This is a genomic window from Neoakkermansia glycaniphila (assembly GCF_900097105.1).
GTDB classification, from domain to species: domain Bacteria; phylum Verrucomicrobiota; class Verrucomicrobiia; order Verrucomicrobiales; family Akkermansiaceae; genus Akkermansia; species Akkermansia glycaniphila.
Map to the genome: position 1 here is coordinate 2,735,751 of NZ_LT629973.1, position 14,312 is coordinate 2,750,062.

At 60.0% G+C, this 14,312-nt stretch carries 17 protein-coding genes; 2 read left to right on the plus strand and 15 right to left on the minus strand.

Translation table 11 applies throughout. The features are described from left to right. Positions 1-46 precede the first annotated feature (46 nt). The 12 genes from bioC to PYTT_RS11470 all read right to left on the minus strand — a co-directional run bounded on the left by bioC (position 47) and on the right by PYTT_RS11470 (position 10,210). Positions 47-808: a malonyl-ACP O-methyltransferase BioC gene (gene bioC / locus PYTT_RS11420; RefSeq protein WP_067775882.1), complete on the minus strand. Its 762-nt coding sequence runs from the start codon at positions 806-808 to the stop codon at positions 47-49. Further along, positions 805-1,452 carry a pimeloyl-ACP methyl esterase BioG family protein gene (locus PYTT_RS11425; protein WP_067775878.1) on the minus strand — a complete coding sequence of 216 codons (648 nt, stop codon included), beginning with the start codon at positions 1,450-1,452 and terminating at the stop codon, positions 805-807. Before PYTT_RS11425 ends, bioC begins: the two co-directional genes overlap by 4 nt. Further along, entirely contained in the window at positions 1,434-2,585 is a 1,152-nt protein-coding gene (locus PYTT_RS11430) for an aminotransferase class I/II-fold pyridoxal phosphate-dependent enzyme (protein WP_071133493.1), read from the minus strand. Before PYTT_RS11430 ends, PYTT_RS11425 begins: the two co-directional genes overlap by 19 nt. A gap of 1 nt (position 2,586) precedes the next feature. Beyond that, on the minus strand, positions 2,587-3,039 hold the full coding sequence (locus PYTT_RS11435) for a 6-pyruvoyl trahydropterin synthase family protein (protein ID WP_067777681.1): 453 nt from the start codon (positions 3,037-3,039) through the stop codon (positions 2,587-2,589). An 11-nt stretch (positions 3,040-3,050) separates the two neighbouring features. Continuing rightward, complete coding sequence (fucU, locus tag PYTT_RS11440; RefSeq protein ID WP_067777680.1) at positions 3,051-3,470, minus strand: L-fucose mutarotase; 420 nt, start codon at positions 3,468-3,470, stop codon at positions 3,051-3,053. A 135-nt stretch (positions 3,471-3,605) separates the two neighbouring features. Next, on the minus strand, positions 3,606-4,265 hold the full coding sequence (gene infC, locus PYTT_RS11445) for a translation initiation factor IF-3 (RefSeq protein ID WP_067777679.1): 660 nt from the start codon (positions 4,263-4,265) through the stop codon (positions 3,606-3,608). A 27-nt stretch (positions 4,266-4,292) separates the two neighbouring features. Next, complete coding sequence (gene thrS, locus PYTT_RS11450) at positions 4,293-6,200, minus strand: threonine--tRNA ligase (RefSeq protein WP_067777678.1); 1,908 nt, start codon at positions 6,198-6,200, stop codon at positions 4,293-4,295. A 71-nt stretch (positions 6,201-6,271) separates the two neighbouring features. Further along, positions 6,272-6,613 (minus strand): GYF domain-containing protein, encoded by a 342-nt coding sequence (locus PYTT_RS11455; RefSeq protein ID WP_071133494.1) that lies wholly within the window; start codon positions 6,611-6,613, stop codon positions 6,272-6,274. 33 nt (positions 6,614-6,646) lie between these two features. Then, positions 6,647-6,841 (minus strand): hypothetical protein, encoded by a 195-nt coding sequence (locus PYTT_RS13485; RefSeq protein ID WP_141675907.1) that lies wholly within the window; start codon positions 6,839-6,841, stop codon positions 6,647-6,649. A gap of 43 nt (positions 6,842-6,884) precedes the next feature. After that, the gene (locus PYTT_RS11460; RefSeq protein ID WP_067777676.1) at positions 6,885-7,721 is read right to left on the minus strand and encodes a hypothetical protein; all 837 of its coding nucleotides are present in this window, start codon (positions 7,719-7,721) and stop codon (positions 6,885-6,887) included. 166 nt (positions 7,722-7,887) lie between these two features. After that, positions 7,888-9,273 carry a dihydrolipoyl dehydrogenase gene (gene lpdA / locus PYTT_RS11465; RefSeq protein ID WP_067777675.1) on the minus strand — a complete coding sequence of 462 codons (1,386 nt, stop codon included), beginning with the start codon at positions 9,271-9,273 and terminating at the stop codon, positions 7,888-7,890. Between the two features lie 52 nt (positions 9,274-9,325). Further along, the gene (locus PYTT_RS11470; protein WP_067777674.1) at positions 9,326-10,210 is read right to left on the minus strand and encodes a fumarylacetoacetate hydrolase family protein; all 885 of its coding nucleotides are present in this window, start codon (positions 10,208-10,210) and stop codon (positions 9,326-9,328) included. Positions 10,211-10,504: 294 nt separating this feature from the next. On the opposite strand from PYTT_RS11470, the gene PYTT_RS11475 reads away from it, so the two are divergent. Then, on the plus strand, positions 10,505-11,263 hold the full coding sequence (locus tag PYTT_RS11475; protein WP_172801825.1) for a PEP-CTERM sorting domain-containing protein: 759 nt from the start codon (positions 10,505-10,507) through the stop codon (positions 11,261-11,263). A 68-nt stretch (positions 11,264-11,331) separates the two neighbouring features. Here PYTT_RS11475 and PYTT_RS11480 read toward each other — a convergent pair whose 3' ends face one another. The 3 genes from PYTT_RS11480 to PYTT_RS11490 are packed head-to-tail and all read right to left on the minus strand — an operon-like array spanning position 11,332 to position 13,608. Continuing rightward, positions 11,332-12,468: a serine hydrolase domain-containing protein gene (locus PYTT_RS11480; protein ID WP_067777672.1), complete on the minus strand. Its 1,137-nt coding sequence runs from the start codon at positions 12,466-12,468 to the stop codon at positions 11,332-11,334. Further along, positions 12,461-13,141 carry a tRNA (N6-threonylcarbamoyladenosine(37)-N6)-methyltransferase TrmO gene (tsaA, locus tag PYTT_RS11485; RefSeq protein WP_067777671.1) on the minus strand — a complete coding sequence of 227 codons (681 nt, stop codon included), beginning with the start codon at positions 13,139-13,141 and terminating at the stop codon, positions 12,461-12,463. The genes PYTT_RS11480 and tsaA overlap by 8 nt, the downstream gene beginning before the upstream one ends. Beyond that, positions 13,138-13,608, minus strand: a complete 471-nt coding sequence (locus PYTT_RS11490) for an NUDIX domain-containing protein (RefSeq protein WP_067777670.1) — start codon at positions 13,606-13,608, stop codon at positions 13,138-13,140. Before PYTT_RS11490 ends, tsaA begins: the two co-directional genes overlap by 4 nt. A 107-nt stretch (positions 13,609-13,715) precedes the next feature. Between PYTT_RS11490 and PYTT_RS11495 the strand changes: the two genes are divergently transcribed. Next, positions 13,716-14,261, plus strand: a complete 546-nt coding sequence (locus PYTT_RS11495; protein ID WP_172801826.1) for a GNAT family N-acetyltransferase — start codon at positions 13,716-13,718, stop codon at positions 14,259-14,261. Positions 14,262-14,312: the final 51 nt, after the last annotated feature.

Consider the following 14,312-nt stretch of genomic DNA (forward strand, 5'->3'; position numbering starts at 1 on the left):
CTGGGTTAAAAAAGTGTAGCAAACCGTAGTCCGAAATGGTTGCAGATCATTTTTGCAGGATCAGGACGATGGGGTGGTAGCTGAGGGGGATGTTGCCTTCCGGGTCGGCGTAGCGGGTGTTGTAGTTGGTGTGGAAGTCGGCAAGGGTGCGGCGGTTCCATGTTTCGGACCGGGTGCCGTTGACGCCTGTTTTTTTGATGTGGCGGAGGACATCGAGCGGGGTGCCGAGGGTGAGGCGGCGGGTCCAGCCGTGGGCGTGGAGGATGCGGTAACCGGTTTGTGAGGCCCATTGCCGGAGGGTTTCGAGTGTGGGGTATTCGAGACCCCGGTTGAGGATGTGGCGAATTTCCACGAAGTTTTCAGGTCCGAAGGTGCTGACTGCGAGGATGCCGCCGGGAACGAGGGCGGCGTGTGCTTTCGCCAGGAAGGCGGGGATGTCGTCGAACCACTGGACGGCGGAGGCCGAGGCGATGAGGTCGAGGCTTTCCGGGTAGGGGATGGTTTCAGCGTCGCCGGGGTGGTAGTGGATGGCACCTGGGTGGCCGAGTTCGTCGATCCATCGGAAGGCTTCCGGGGTGATGTCGTTGAGGTGCCATTCGGCTTCGGGGCAGGCGGCGAGGAGGTGGCGGGTGAGGAAGCCGGTGCCGATGCCTATTTCCATGGCACGGCGGATGTGCAGGGCGGGACTGGCGGCGAGGAGCGATGAAGCGAGGGTGTCCGCTATGTCTCGCTGGACGACGGCCTGTTCGTGGTAGGTGGCGAGGTTGCGGCCGAAGCGTTGGCTGACGAGTTGTTTGTCGATGTTCATTCCGGCAGTTCGTTCAGGACGATGGCGGGGTCAGCAAAGGGGTAGTGGTAGGCATGGAAGGGGGTGCCGAGGCCGCGGCTGTGCCAGTAGGCTTCCATTTTGGCAGGGGGAAAGATTTCGTCTTGGTCGGCGATGTAGGCTTTGTCCCACGGGATGATAGGGGTGGAGTCGGCTTTGGCCTGTTCGGCGAGGTAGTTGAGTTCGTCGATTTTTTCGTCGATGCTGCGGTCGGGGTATTGGAGGGCGGGCATGTTTTCGAGTCCTCCGTATGTTTTTTCGTTGAAGGGTGCCATGCCGACGCGTTTGAGGCCCTGCATGGTGCGGAGGACGACGCGGAGGCGCATGCCGTATTCGTCGCTGACGGGGAGGGGGGTGCCGTTGAGGGCGATGGCTCGGGCCAGCGGGAGGCCGGAGGCGATGCGTTCGGAGACCCAGACTCCGAAGGACCAGGCGAAGAGGGTGATGTGGCTGTAGCCGGAGAAGTCTTCGGGTGTGAGGGGGGAGATGCTGCGGTAGTCGTAGAGGCAGAGGATGTCGTAGTCCGGTGTATGGATGTGTGCGACGGCATCGGGTGTACTGGCCCAGCCGAGGGCGTAGATGATGAGTTTGCCGCTGTTGCTGCGGTTCAGCCAATGTTGTTGCATGTGCTGCAGAAGGTTCGGATGTCCTGTTCGGTGAGGGCGGCGGTGAGGGAGAGGCGGATGCGCGCGGTGCCCTGCGGTACGGTGGGGTAGCGGATGGCGGTGAGCCAGTAGCCTGCCTGCCTGCCTTGTTCGGCCATGGAGAGGGCGCGTTCGTTGCTTCCGGCAGGGAGGGGGATGATGTGGGTGGGGGCGGGGATGCCGAGTTGCCGTTCGATGATGGCGCGCAGGGTGCGGAGGTGCTGCCGGAGGTGTTCGAGGCCCGGGAGGCGGTCGACGATGTATTTGCTCCACATGAGAGTGATGGGGGGAAGGGCCGTGGAGAAGATGAGGGGGCGCATTTTGTTGACGAGGTATTGCCGGGTCAATGGGTCGGTGATGGCGAAGGCTCCTGCGGAGGAGACGGCTTTGCCGAAGGTGGCGACGAGGATGTCGCATGCGCCGAGGAGGCCGAGTTCGGCGGCGAGTCCGGCTCCGGAAGGGCCGATTGCGCCGAAGGCGTGGGCTTCGTCGATGTAGAGTTTGAAGCCGTATTTGTTTTTGAGGTCGGCGAGTTGCCGGAGCGGCGCGATGTCGCCGTCCATGCTGAAGACGGATTCGGTGACGACCCATACGGTGCGGTTTTCTGCACCTCGAAGGAGTGTTTCGAGGTGGTCCATGTCGTTGTGGCGGTATCGTTTCCATTCGGCTTCGCCGAGGCGGAGGCCTTCGATGACGGAGGCATGGACGAGTTTGTCCGCCAGGATGAGGTCGCCTTTGCGGGCGAGGGCGGGGAGGAGGCCGGAGTTGACGAGGAAGCCGGAGCTGAGGACGAGGGCGTTGCGGCCGCCGTAGAGGGTGGAGAGGGAGGTTTCGAGTTCTTCGTAGTGGCGGCTGTTGCCTGTCATGAGGCGTGAGGCCGGGTTGCTGAAGAGGTATTCGCGGGTCCAGTCGATGCTGGAGAGGGTGTCGCGGGCGAAGTCGGCCTGCAGCGATGTTTCGGAGAGGCCGAGGTAGTCGTTGGAGGAGAGGTTGAGGTATTTTCTGCCTTGGTAGAGGAGGTGTTTGCCGGCAGGTTCGACGGTTTTAAGCGTTCGCAGGTTGCCGGAGGCTTCGAGGGCATCCAGTTCCTGCTGCATCCAGTTGTCTCCGGTCATGTCAATGTGCGGAGTATTCGGCCCATGAGCTGCTGGTTTCCCAGACGCGGACTCGTTCGAGCCGGACGCTGGGGCGTACCGGGTAGGCGTATTTGCCTTCGATGGCATCCGCAAGGGCGGAGCTTGCCTGGATGAAGACGGTGCGAGCCATGACTTCGCTGGTGGGGTCTTTGCTGGTGAAGGGGATGACGCGGTCTCCGTAGGCTGTGCGGAAGGTTTCGTAGTTCGGGTCGTCCGTGTTCATGCAGAGGGCATGGTCGAACCGGGTGAGGAAGTCTCCCAGCATTTCCTTGATGGCTTTGAAGTCCATGACCATGTCGTTGGCGTCGAGCTCTTCGGCGGCGAAGACCATTTCGACGCTGCGGGTGTGGCCGTGCGGGAATTGGCAGTTGCCCGGATGTTTGGAGAGCAGGTGGCCGCTTTCCAGTTCGATGCGTTTGCAGATGCGGTACATGGCGGCAGAGTTCAGGCGACGGGGGTGACGCCTTTTTTGAGGATGATGTTGCCGTATTTGGCGGTTTCTCCGGTGATGACGACGGCGTAGGCCTGTTTGGCGCGTTCGTAGAAGGCATAGCGTTCAATGCGTTCGACGGTGCCTTGATAACCGAGAGCTTTGCGGTATTTGGCTTCGACGGAGGGGTCGAGCGAGTCGCCGGGAACTGCTTCCATCATGATGACGGGGGTGGCGTAGGCATCGAGTTCGAAGAGGGGGATGAGGCCGGCAAGGAGGGTGTCGGCGCCGAGGCCGTCGGCCCGGAGGACGTTGGCATTGAATGTGTGGCCGGGGAAGTGGGCATCGGAGAAGACGATTTCGTCGCCATGGCCCATTTCGGCGAGGGTTTTCAGGAGTTCGGGGCTGATGACGGGGGAGATTCCTTTCAACATAACGAAGGAATTATGCCTCATTATCATGGAAGAGTCAAGCGAGATGCCCGGGTTTACGGCCACAGGCGCGTGTATGGAAAAAGCCGGTTCTCCGCAGGGGGAGAGCCGGCTTTGAAGCGGTGAGGACGGGTGTTTTTATTCTTCGTTGTCCGAGCTGTCGTTGCCTTCGTCGTATTCTTCCGAATCCGCGTCGAAGCCTTCGTCGAGGTGAGCCTTGAATTTTTTGACTCGCTGTGCGGCGGGCAAGGGAGAAAGTGCCATGGTGAGGGTGTTGCCGCCGAGGCGCGGAGGCTGATCCACCTGAGCCATGGTTTTCATGTCTTCAATGACTTTGTTGAGTACTTCGAAGCCGAGTTCATGGTGGGCGTTTTCACGCCCGCGGAAGCGGAGCTGGAAGCGCACCTTGTGCCCATGGTCGAGGAAGCTTTCCGTACGAGCCATTTTGACGTTGTAGTCGTTGACATCCGTGCCGATGCGGAGTTTGACCTCTTTCATCTTCACGATTTTGGCCTTGTTGTTTTTCTGCAGTTTGGCCTGCAGGTATTTGTACTTGCCGTAGTCGATGATGCGGCAGACGGGCGGGTCGGCGGAGGCCGCCACTTCCACGAGGTCGAGGCCGATGGCCTTGGCGCGTTCGAGCGCATCGCGGGTGTTCATGACGCCGAGCTGTTCGCCCTTGGCGGTGACAACGCGGACGCGCGGCGCGCGGATGCGGTCGTTGACGCGGGTCTGGTCGCCGCGCTGGTTGTTGCGTCGGCGGTCTTGGGAGTTATTGTTGCTTGTTGGTTTAGGCACGTTGTGTCTGGTTGGTATGAATACTTACTATTTTTGTACGGGCTGGAAGGCTGGCCTGATGAGGCGTGCGGCAAGTTCGTCTTTCAATGCGGCGAGGAAGTCGGCGCCGGAATGGGTGCCGAGGTCGCCGAGGTCGCGGTGGCGCACGGAGACTTTTCCTTCTTCGGCTTCACGCTGGCCGATGACGAGCATGTACGGCACTTTGTCGAGCTGGGCGTTGCGGATTTTCGCACCGATTTTGTCGGGTGTGGCGTCGAGGGTGATGCGGATGCCCTGTGCGGCGAAGGTGCGGCGCAGTTCTTCGGCTGCTTCGGCGACTTTTTCCGAGATGGGGAGGATGCGCACCTGTTCGGGCGCGAGCCATGTGGGGAATTTGCCTTCGAAGTGTTCGATGAGGAGGCCGGTGAAGCGTTCCATGGAGCCGAAGGGGGCGCGGTGTACCATGACGGGGCGGTGCGGTTTGTTGTCCGCTCCGGTGTAATGGAGGTTGAAGCGTTCGGGGAGGTTGTAGTCTACCTGTACGGTGCCGAGCTGCCATTCGCGGCCGATGCAGTCGCGGACGATGAAGTCGATTTTCGGGCCGTAGAAGGCGGCTTCTCCGGGTTCTTCGGTCCATTCGGCTCCGAGTTCCACCACTTCCTTGCGGAGGGCTGCTTCGGCGAGGTCCCAGTTTTCGGGTGAGCCGACGTATTTGGAGCTGTCTGGGTCGCGCAGGGAGAGCCGGACGCGGTAGTCGTTCATCTGCAGGGTCCCGAGGATTGTTTTGACGATGCCGAGGCACTGGCGCACTTCCTGCCCGATTTGTTCGGGGGTGCAGAAGATGTGGGCGTCGTCCTGCGTGAAGCCGCGGACGCGGGTCATGCCGCCGAGTTCACCGCTTTGTTCCCAGCGGTATACGGTGCCGAATTCGGCAAGGCGCACGGGGAGGTCGCGGTAGGAGTGGGCGTCGCTCGCGTAGATTTTGATGTGGTGCGGGCAGTTCATCGGTTTGAGCATGTAGCCCTCGATGGTGCCCGTGGTGAGGCCGTTGAAGAGTTCGGCACAGGAGGCTTCCTCCTTGCAGAGTCTTTCGATGGTTTCGCGTTCGGCGATGGGCGGGAACTGGCTTTCGCAGTAGTACGGGAAGTGGCCGGAGGTGCGGTAGAGGTCGAGCTTGCCGATGTGCGGGGTGTAGACCTGCGAGTAGCCGAGCCTGTCGAGTTCTTCGGTGATGAAGTCCTGCAGGGAGCGGCGGACGAGGGCGCCTTTCGGCTTCCAGAGGATGAGGCCCTGGCCGACGGCTTCGTCGATGGTAAAGAGTCCCATTTCACGGCCGATGCGGCGATGGTCGCGTTTGCGCGCTTCTTCGATGCGGGCAAGGTGTTCTTCAAGCTGGGTTTTGTTCGGGAAGCAGGTGCCGTAGACGCGCTGGAGCATGGGCCGCGTTTTGTCCCCCTGATAGAAGGCGCTGGCCACGCTCATGATTTTGAAGGCTTTGCAGTTGCCCGTGCGTCCGACGTGGGGGCCGGCGCAAAGGTCGGTGAAGTCGCCGTTGGCATAGACGGTGATTTCTTCGTCGTCGGGGATGCGCTCGAGCAGGTCTATTTTGAATTGGGAAGGAACGCTGCGGGGGCCGTTTGCGCCAAGGGCACCGCTTGCCGCCATGGCAAGCGCTTCGGCGCGAGTGACGGTGCGACGCTCGAATGTCTGGTTCTCTTTCACGATTTTCTTCATTTCGGCTTCGATTGTTTCGAAGTCTTCGGTGGAGATTTTGTGGTCGAGGTCCACGTCATAATAGAACCCGTTTTCGACGGCGGGTCCGCCTGCAAGCTGGGCATTGGGCCAGAGCCGGCAGATGGCGGTCGCCAGAATATGGGCGCAGGAATGGCGCAGACGTTCCAGATCGGAAGCCTGATTCCGTTCTTCGAGGGTCTTGCGTTCTTTGTGTTCAGACATAGATATGCGCTAGAGTGTAATGGATACCCTTATTCTTTCAAGGATAAACAGCTCTCATGGCAAAGAAAAGGTTATATTTTGCGGAGTGTGCGGATGATGAGGCTGACGATGCCGATGAGGATGATGAGGGGAAGGAGGACGATGATGAGGATGGCCAGCAGGAGCTTCGTCTTCCATGTGAGGGAACCGAGCATGGCCATGGCGGCCGCTTTCCGGGAGGAGGGATCGGCAGCGGCGGGTTCTTCCGGTTCGTCGAAGGAGACGTCTTCCAGTTTGCGCCATGTGGTGCTTTGTTCGCTGCGGATCCATGCATCCGTTCCGATGGTGCCTTCGTAGAGGAGTTGCTGGATTTCCCGGGCGGTGAAGGGGCCTTCTTTGGTGCCGTCCTGATCGTAATAGTATTTTTTCTTCATTCGTGCGTGGTGTATCGATGATGCGCTGTGGCATCAGAAGGTGCGGGAGAGGTGCAGGATGCCCGTGAGCAGGATTCCGCTCAGATAGATTCCTCCGGCTACCAGTATCATGAAGAGTAGAGCCGAGCATGCGATTCTTGCTGCACCCAACAGCAGGGAGAATGCCCCTCCCGCGAGGCGGCGGCGGGGCGACTCGTTCGCAGGATGGCTTAACGGATGATCGAACATGGTGAGGCGGAGGTGTGTGACGAAGTGGGGCAGCGTGAGGAGGTTATCCGGCGCGGCGTCCTGCCCGGCTGATGAGGCATTGGAGGATGGCGGCCGACCAGTAGAAGAAGACGGCTGTGGAGAAGTAGGTGAGTACGGTGAGGCATGTGGACAGTGCCTGCGGCGACGATCCGCTTCGCGCGACCAGTGTCCATATTCCGGCCATGACCCATGATGCCGTGATGAGGCGGCAGAGTATGTATGCCGTGCGGGAGGGGCCTGAGGTAGACGATTCGGCGAAGATTGCCAGCCATTTGAGGATGGAGGCCATCCAGTGGAAGAATACAGCCGTGGAAAGGAGGATCAAGACGGAAAGGCAGATGGCTATGGTGTGTACAGACGATCCGGGTTGTACGAACGGCATCCAGAATCCGAAGATGATCCACAATGCGGAGAGGAGGTGGAAGGGGATGTACGCCGGCTGTGCGGAGTGGGCATGCGACGATTTGATGCAAGCGACGAACCATTTGAGGATGGCGGCCAGACAGTAGCAGCCTGCGCCTGCGGAAAGAAACACAAGGATGGTACCAAATGTGCTGCGCGTCTGGGGATCCGTTTCACTGCCGCCGAAGAGCGACCACAGTCCGAACAGTACCCATGCCGCAGCGATGAGGCAGAGGAGCGGAATGGCTGGGTTGTCCGGGAATTCAAATGATGGTTTGAGCGATGGCTTGACGAAGATGACGATCCGGTGGTAGGGCACCCATGTATTGCAGGTTTCCTGCCGGATCGGCGTTTCGTCCTGAATGATTTGCTGGGTTCGCAATTGCTGGATTTCCGGCCATGTGTACGGGCCTTCGGCCTGGCCGTCGTCTTTTTGGTAGTAGAATAGTTGTTGCACGGTGGGAGGTGTCGAGGGTGGGTTATGGGGAAAGTTTTTTGTCGATGATGCCAACTTTCTGATGCCGGGCTTCCGGTTGCGGCCATGCGGCAGGCTCCCCGAGGGGAGCCTGCGATCAGCGTTTGTCGTCGAATTGTCCGGCCATGGGCAGTTGGGGGATGCCGGGTTATGCGTGGATGGCGTGGCCGTCCGCAGCAAGGGTGGCTTCGTGGATGGCTTCGGAGAGGGTGGGGTGGGCGAAGATGGTGGAGTGGATGTCTTCGTCCGTGAGTTCGGCGGTGAGGCCGAGGTCGAGCGTGGCGATGAGTTCCGTGGCGTTGTCGCCGACGATGTGTGCGCCGAGGAGTTCTCCGTGTTCCTTGCCGAAGAGGAGTTTGACGAAGCCTTCCGTTTCTCCGGAGGCTACGGCTTTGCCGAGGGCCTGGAAGGGGAATTTGCCGGCTTTGTATTCGATTCCCGCTTCCTTGAGGGCGCGTTCCGTTTTGCCGACGGAGGCGACCTGCGGGTGGCAGTAGGTGCAGCTCGGGAAGTTGACGACCTGTTTGGGCTGGTAGGCGGGATCGAACATGCCCTGGACGGCCTGGACGGCTTCGAAGGATGCGGTGTGGGCAAGAAGGACGCCGCCGATGCAGTCGCCCGTGGCATAGACGCCGGGGATGCTGGTGGCGTAGCGCGAGTCCACCTTGATGAAGCCGCGGTCGGTGAGTTCGAGGCCGGGTGCCTGCGGGACGACGGGCTGGACGCCGACGGCGACGAGGCAGACATCCGCCGTGATTTCTTCCGTTTTGCCCGTTTTGGTGGTGACGGTGGCGGTGACGGAGTTGTCCGTGGTGGAGAGGCTTTCGACTTTGGCTCCGACGAGGCATTTGATGCCCTGTTTTTTGAAGGCGCGTTCGAGGGCCTGGCAGGAGTCGTCGTCTTCGTTCGGGAGGATGCGGGGCAGGGCTTCGATGAGGGTGACTTCCGTGCCGAAGGTGTGGTAGAGGTTCGAGAATTCGGAACCGATGGCTCCGGAACCGATGACGATCATGCTTTTCGGCAGTTCGGGCAGGACGAGGGCTTCCCGGGAGCCGATGACGGTTTTGCCGTTGATGGGGAAGGCGGGTACGTTGCGCGTGACGGCGCCCGTGCAGATCATGATGTTTGTGCCTTCGAGCGTGGTGACGGTACCGTCCGCCGCCGTGACCTGGACTTTGCCGGGAGCGGTGATGGCGGCTTCGCCTTCGACGGAGTCGATTTTGTTCTTTTTGAAGAGGAAGCCGACGCCGCCCGCGAGGCGGTCGCTGATTTTGCGGGAGCGGCCGATGACTTCGCTCCAGTCGACGGAGAAGCCATCGACTTTCATGCCGAATTCAGCTGCTTTTTTCGCCAGCGTTTCATAGACTTCGGCGTTTTTGAGGAGGGCTTTGGTCGGGATGCAGCCCCAGTTCAGGCAGGTGCCGCCGACGCGTTCCTTTTCGACGCAGACGACGCTTTTTCCAAGCTGGGCGGCTTTGATGGCGCCCACATATCCAGCGGGACCGCCGCCGATGACAATCAAATCGTATGGCATAAGATGAGTATATGGATGAAGGGATGGATTGCAATGCAAATTTGCCGGGGCATCAGTCAGCCGTATCCTGGACGACGTGCTGCCGAACCCAGCCGATTTTGTCGCATCCGAATTCGACGACGTCGCCGGGCTGGAGGTACTGGGGCGGGGTCATGCCGTGGCCGACTCCGCTGGGCGTGCCGGTGGAGATAACGTCGCCGGGGTTCAGGGTCATGAATTGCGAGACGTAGGCGACGAGTTTCGCCACTGGCCAGATGAGGGATGCTGTGGTGTCCTGCTGGCGGATTTCGCCGTTGACTTTGAGGGTGAGGACGAGGTTGTCCGGGGCGTGGATTTCGTCTTTGGTGACGAGGACGGGGCCGAAGGGAGCGAAGCTTTCGTAGCTTTTGCCCTTGGTCCACTGGCCGCCTCGTTCGAGTTGGAAGGCGCGTTCGGAGTAGTCGCACATGAGGGTGTAGCCGACGATGGCGCGGGCGGCTTCCTCTTCGGTGGCGTTCTTGAGGGTGTCGCCGAGGATGACGGCGAGTTCGACTTCATAATCCAGCTTGGTGCTGCCGACGGGGCGCAATACTTCTTCGAGGTCTGAGCTGATGGCGGAGACTGCTTTGAGGAAGATGGAGGGTTCGGTGGGGGCGTCGCCGCTGAACTCCATGGCATGGGCGGCATAGCTTTTTCCGAGGCAGGCGATGGTGCCGGGGAGGACGTGGAGGGCGGAGGAGACGACGAGACCGTCCATATCGACGGGGACTCCTTTCGGTGCGCCCTGCGAGATCCATGTTTCGATTTCCTTGCGCATTTTTTTCGAGGCTGCGCCGGGAAGCATGCAGGTCCAGAGTTGTTCTTCCTGATCGGTGACGTCGATGAAGCAGTTTCTTTTCGGTACCCACAGGCCGATGACGCTTTCGCCTTCTTCGTCGGAATAGTATTGCAAACGCATGCACGCAGTGTATGCCCTGCATGTGAAAAAAGTCAAGAATGAAGCGGTTCCTCCAACTTTTCGGAAAGATTCGGATTTTGAATCCGTTATCATGTATCAAACAAGCAACTATCTCGAATTGAATGAATAAGAAATATTATATTTTTGGTTCAAAATCGTTTTCCTATAAATATGGAAGATCAAAGGAACCGCTTTTTTCTTCACAATATAATAAAAACGAACATTTTTTCGGTTTTGATGATTGACAGCAGATTCAAAATCCGGTATTATATAGTCGTACGGCCTATATTTCTTATGAAAAAAATTATTTCACTCGTTGCAGTTGCGTGTTCATTGACAATGGCACAAGGTGCCGCTTTGTTCGATATGGGCGCGAATGATACGTCCGGATGGACACAGGTTAACAATAATTGGAATACCTACAACGGCGCAGATGGAATCAGCATGGTTCTGGCAGGCGGAGGCAATCTTTTTGCTCAGAGCCAGACGACCAATGTGAAATGGGAGTCCGGAAAGTTCCATGGTTTTTCCGGTACGGTGCTGCAGGAGATGAGCTACAGGCTCGGATTGAGCGCTCCCATATCCCAGACCGTATGGGGCGATGGTCTCAAGAATGGCGGGCAAACGAATAATACGATGAAATTCAATGGTCTTACGAGCGGTGAGCGCTATTGCTTCTACATCGTAATCGGCCTGGGTGGCAATACCTATACCAATGGGGTTCAATTGGCCAATACCTATACGGATGCTCAATCCTCCCTTTCACGCTATACGGCGACGACTGCCGGTACGGCTGCCGGATCGGAAGTCGGTTATACGGATATGAATGTCAATTCCAATTATGTGTGCGCCAGCGATCAGGTAGCCGTGTTGAAATACGAGAATATCATTGCGGATGGCTCCGGCAGCGTGACGTTTACCTTGAATGGCGGAAGCCGTTCGGGCGTGAATGCCGTGGCTGTGGCCAGGATGAGCGAGCTCGTTCCCGAGCCTTCTACAGCCATGCTTGGACTTTTCGGCATGGGCCTGTTTGCTTTTCGCCGCCGGAAGTGAATTTTGAAATGATTGAAGAATGATTCTCTGCCGTATGTAGCGGCAGAGGATTTTTTATGGGAAAAGAGTCAGGTTTCCTGCAGCAGGGCGGATAAAAGCACCGTGGTTTTACGGGCGGGAAGGACGCTGAGTTCCATCTGGTTCATGGTGTAGGCGAAGCTGAGGCCGGAGGAGGGCCGGGCGAAGGCGTGGGAGCCTCCGGCTCCGGCGTGGCCGAAGCCCGTGCCTCCGAAGAGGCGGCGCAGGGGCAGGCCTGTGGCCGGGTCGGCCGGGTCGGCCGGGTCGAGCATGGCTCCGCAGGAGAAGGCGGTGGGGGTGAGGAGGGTGAGGTCGTCGCCCTGCGTGCGGATGGTGGCAAGGTCGTGCAGAACTGAGGGAGGGAAGAGGTGTGGTGCGTCGTGCCCCAGCAGGATTTGGTAGAAGCGGGCGAGGCCGGCTGCCGTGGCGATGCCGCCGCTGGCCGGGGAAGCGGATGTCCATGCCGCCGGGGTGTTCATGGCTCGGACGGAATCGATGCCGGACAGGCTGTGGAAGGCTCGATAGATGGGGGTGCCGCTGGCGAGGTATTGGCGGTAGAATGGGGTGTCGAGGTCGAGTCCGGCGGCTTTGCCGGGGTAGAGGGTGCCGACGCGGGGGTGTTCGCTTTCGGGCAAGCCGATGTAGAGGTCGAGGCCGAGTGGGCGGCGGATGTTTTCTTCCCACCACGGCCCGATGCGGGTTCCGGTGAGGGAGCGCATGAGTCCGTCGAGGATGGGGCCGAAGGTGTGCGGGTGGTAGCCGTGTGCCGGGGGGCGCCATGCCGGGCGGGTGTGTTCGATGGCGTCGATGCAGTCGTCGAGGTCGAAGATGTTCGCCTGCCGGGATAAGGCGGCGAGTCCGGCCTGATGGGAGAGTATTTGCGCGATGGTGAGCTGCGGTGCCGGGAAGCGGGGCCAGAGTTCGCCTGCCGGCAGGTCGGCGGTGAGTCCGCGGCGGTGCAGGGCGAGCAGGAGGGTGGCCGCCGAGGCGCATTTGGTGGCGGAGTAGATGGGGATGAGGGTGGAGGCGGTCCAAGGGGCTGCCGTTTTTTTGTCGGCGAGTCCGCCGTGGAGTTCCAGAAGGAGCTTGCCGTGTTGCCAGACGGAGACGGAGGCGCCGATTTCGCCGTGTTCGCGGAAGTTGCGGTCGAATGCGGCGCCGAGTCTTGCTTGGAGGTGGTTATCCATGGAGTGAGACGGCGGTGACGATGGCGGCGCTGCCGACGACGCGGAAGGTGATTTCGCAGGGAGAGAGGATGAGGTGGTAGAGGCGGTCCGGGTCGTTCTGGTAGGCTGGGCGAGGGTCCTGCGCGAGGGTTTCGATGAGGGTTTGCCGCCATGCCGGGGTGCAGGCGGGCGGGAGTTCGAGGCCGGGAGCGAAGGCGGTTTCCAGTGGCTGCCATTGTTCGCTGTCGGTGAAGCCCCCGGTGGCTTCGGGGATGGAGTCGGCGTAGGGGATGTAGGGTTTGATGTCGTAGATGGGGGTGCCGTCCACGAGGTCGGCTCCTCTGATGAGGAGGATGGGGCCTTCCGGAGTATCGCGGTCGATGCCCTCAAGGACGACGGCGGAGAGTCCGATGGGATTCGGGCGGAAGGGGGAGCGGGTGGCGAAGACGCCGAGCCGGGTGTTGCCCCCGAGCCGGGGAGGACGGACGGTGGGGTTCCACGGGTGCCCGGCGTTGCGGCTGAATTCCCAGATGAGCCAGAGGTGGGTGAAGGCGTCGAGTCCTCGGATGCAGTCTTCGTGGCGGTAGGGAGGTTCGAAGACGAGGCGCGCCTGTGCGGAGGGGACGAGGCGGCTTTGGCGGGGTACTCCGAATTTTTCGGGGTAGGCGGTGCGGAGGTGGGCGATGGGGGTCATGCGTCGATGCCGAAGAAGTCTTTGAGGACTTGCCGATAGACGTCTTTTTTGAATTCGGGAAGCCAGTTCATGTCGAATTCTTCCGGGTAGATCCATTTGTAGTCGCGGAATTCGCGACCGTCGATGACGGGTGCAGGCGCAGGCTGCTGCAATTGGCACATGAAGTAGGTTTGTTCCTGTCCGATGTAGGAGATGCCGCGTTTTTTATGGATGCGGCCTTTGGCTTCTTCGGGGTAGCGGTAGCGGTAGCCGCTGCGCGAGAAGACGATTTCATAGACGGACGGCGGATAGCCGATTTCCTCCATGCTTTCTCGGACGGCGGCTTCTTCGGCGGTTTCTCCCGAGTCGATTCCTCCCTGCGGGAATTGCCATGCACCCGCAGGTTTGCTGCGTTCGCAGACGAGGATACGGCCGTCGCTGCGCCGGAAGATCATGGCGGCATTGGGGCGGTACGGTTCTGCTTGCATACAGATATTCTGGCATATTCCTCAAGGAAGGTCAAGCCGCCTGTCGGATATGGGATGATTCATTTTCTCCTTGTTTCCCCGGCAGGGCTGTGGCAGGATGCCGTTCTATGGTTCATTCGACAGTTACCTTGCAGACGGTGCGCGACAGTTCGCACCCGTGGGTGAAGACCGTGCTGCCTCTTTACGAATCCGCGTTTCCGCTGGAGGAGCGACGGGAGACCGATGCGCTGCTGCGGCTGATCGACGATGCTCCGGAGATGTTTTTCCGGGTGGTGCTGGTGGACGGAGTTCCCGTCGGGCTGTTCATTACATGGGATTTCGGCGAGTTCTGCTATTGCGAGCATTTGGCGGTTTCTTCCGAGCTGCGCAGCGCAGGCATCGGAGGCAAGGTGCTGGAGTGGTTGCGCCGCGAGGTGCCGATGTTCCAGATTCTGGAGGTGGAACCGGCGGAGACGGAGATGGCCGAGCGGCGTATCAATTATTACAAGAGGAACGGTTTCATTCTGTTGACGCAGGATTACGTGCAGCCTTCCTACCGGGCGGGTGGGGAATCTTTGCCTCTGTGGCTGATGGGCAACCGCGAGTGCGATCCCGAGACGCTGGCAGGGTATGTGCGCGTGATTCACGAGCGGGTTTACGGTTTCTCCGCCTGACGGAGAAATGAACGACGCCCCGCCGATCCTGTGGACCGACGGGGCGTTTTG

Bases quoted from the DNA above. Each gene is read 5' to 3' on its own strand.
- fucU (WP_067777680.1), bottom strand. From the start codon at position 3,470: ATGTTGAAAGGAATCTCCCCCGTCATCAGCCCCGAACTCCTGAAAACC.
- PYTT_RS11455 (WP_071133494.1), bottom strand. From the start codon at position 6,613: ATGAAGAAAAAATACTATTACGATCAGGACGGCACCAAAGAAGGCCCC.
- tsaA (WP_067777671.1), bottom strand. From the start codon at position 13,141: ATGACCCCCATCGCCCACCTCCGCACCGCCTACCCCGAAAAATTCGGA.
- PYTT_RS11425 (WP_067775878.1), bottom strand. From the start codon at position 1,452: ATGCAACAACATTGGCTGAACCGCAGCAACAGCGGCAAACTCATCATC.
- PYTT_RS11490 (WP_067777670.1), bottom strand. From the start codon at position 13,608: ATGCAAGCAGAACCGTACCGCCCCAATGCCGCCATGATCTTCCGGCGC.
- PYTT_RS11480 (WP_067777672.1), bottom strand. From the start codon at position 12,468: ATGGATAACCACCTCCAAGCAAGACTCGGCGCCGCATTCGACCGCAAC.
- PYTT_RS11470 (WP_067777674.1), bottom strand. From the start codon at position 10,210: ATGCGTTTGCAATACTATTCCGACGAAGAAGGCGAAAGCGTCATCGGC.
- lpdA (WP_067777675.1), bottom strand. From the start codon at position 9,273: ATGCCATACGATTTGATTGTCATCGGCGGCGGTCCCGCTGGATATGTG.
- PYTT_RS13485 (WP_141675907.1), bottom strand. From the start codon at position 6,841: ATGTTCGATCATCCGTTAAGCCATCCTGCGAACGAGTCGCCCCGCCGC.
- PYTT_RS11475 (WP_172801825.1), top strand. From the start codon at position 10,505: ATGAAAAAAATTATTTCACTCGTTGCAGTTGCGTGTTCATTGACAATG.
- thrS (WP_067777678.1), bottom strand. From the start codon at position 6,200: ATGTCTGAACACAAAGAACGCAAGACCCTCGAAGAACGGAATCAGGCT.
- bioC (WP_067775882.1), bottom strand. From the start codon at position 808: ATGAACATCGACAAACAACTCGTCAGCCAACGCTTCGGCCGCAACCTC.
- PYTT_RS11435 (WP_067777681.1), bottom strand. From the start codon at position 3,039: ATGTACCGCATCTGCAAACGCATCGAACTGGAAAGCGGCCACCTGCTC.
- PYTT_RS11495 (WP_172801826.1), top strand. From the start codon at position 13,716: ATGGTTCATTCGACAGTTACCTTGCAGACGGTGCGCGACAGTTCGCAC.
- PYTT_RS11430 (WP_071133493.1), bottom strand. From the start codon at position 2,585: ATGACCGGAGACAACTGGATGCAGCAGGAACTGGATGCCCTCGAAGCC.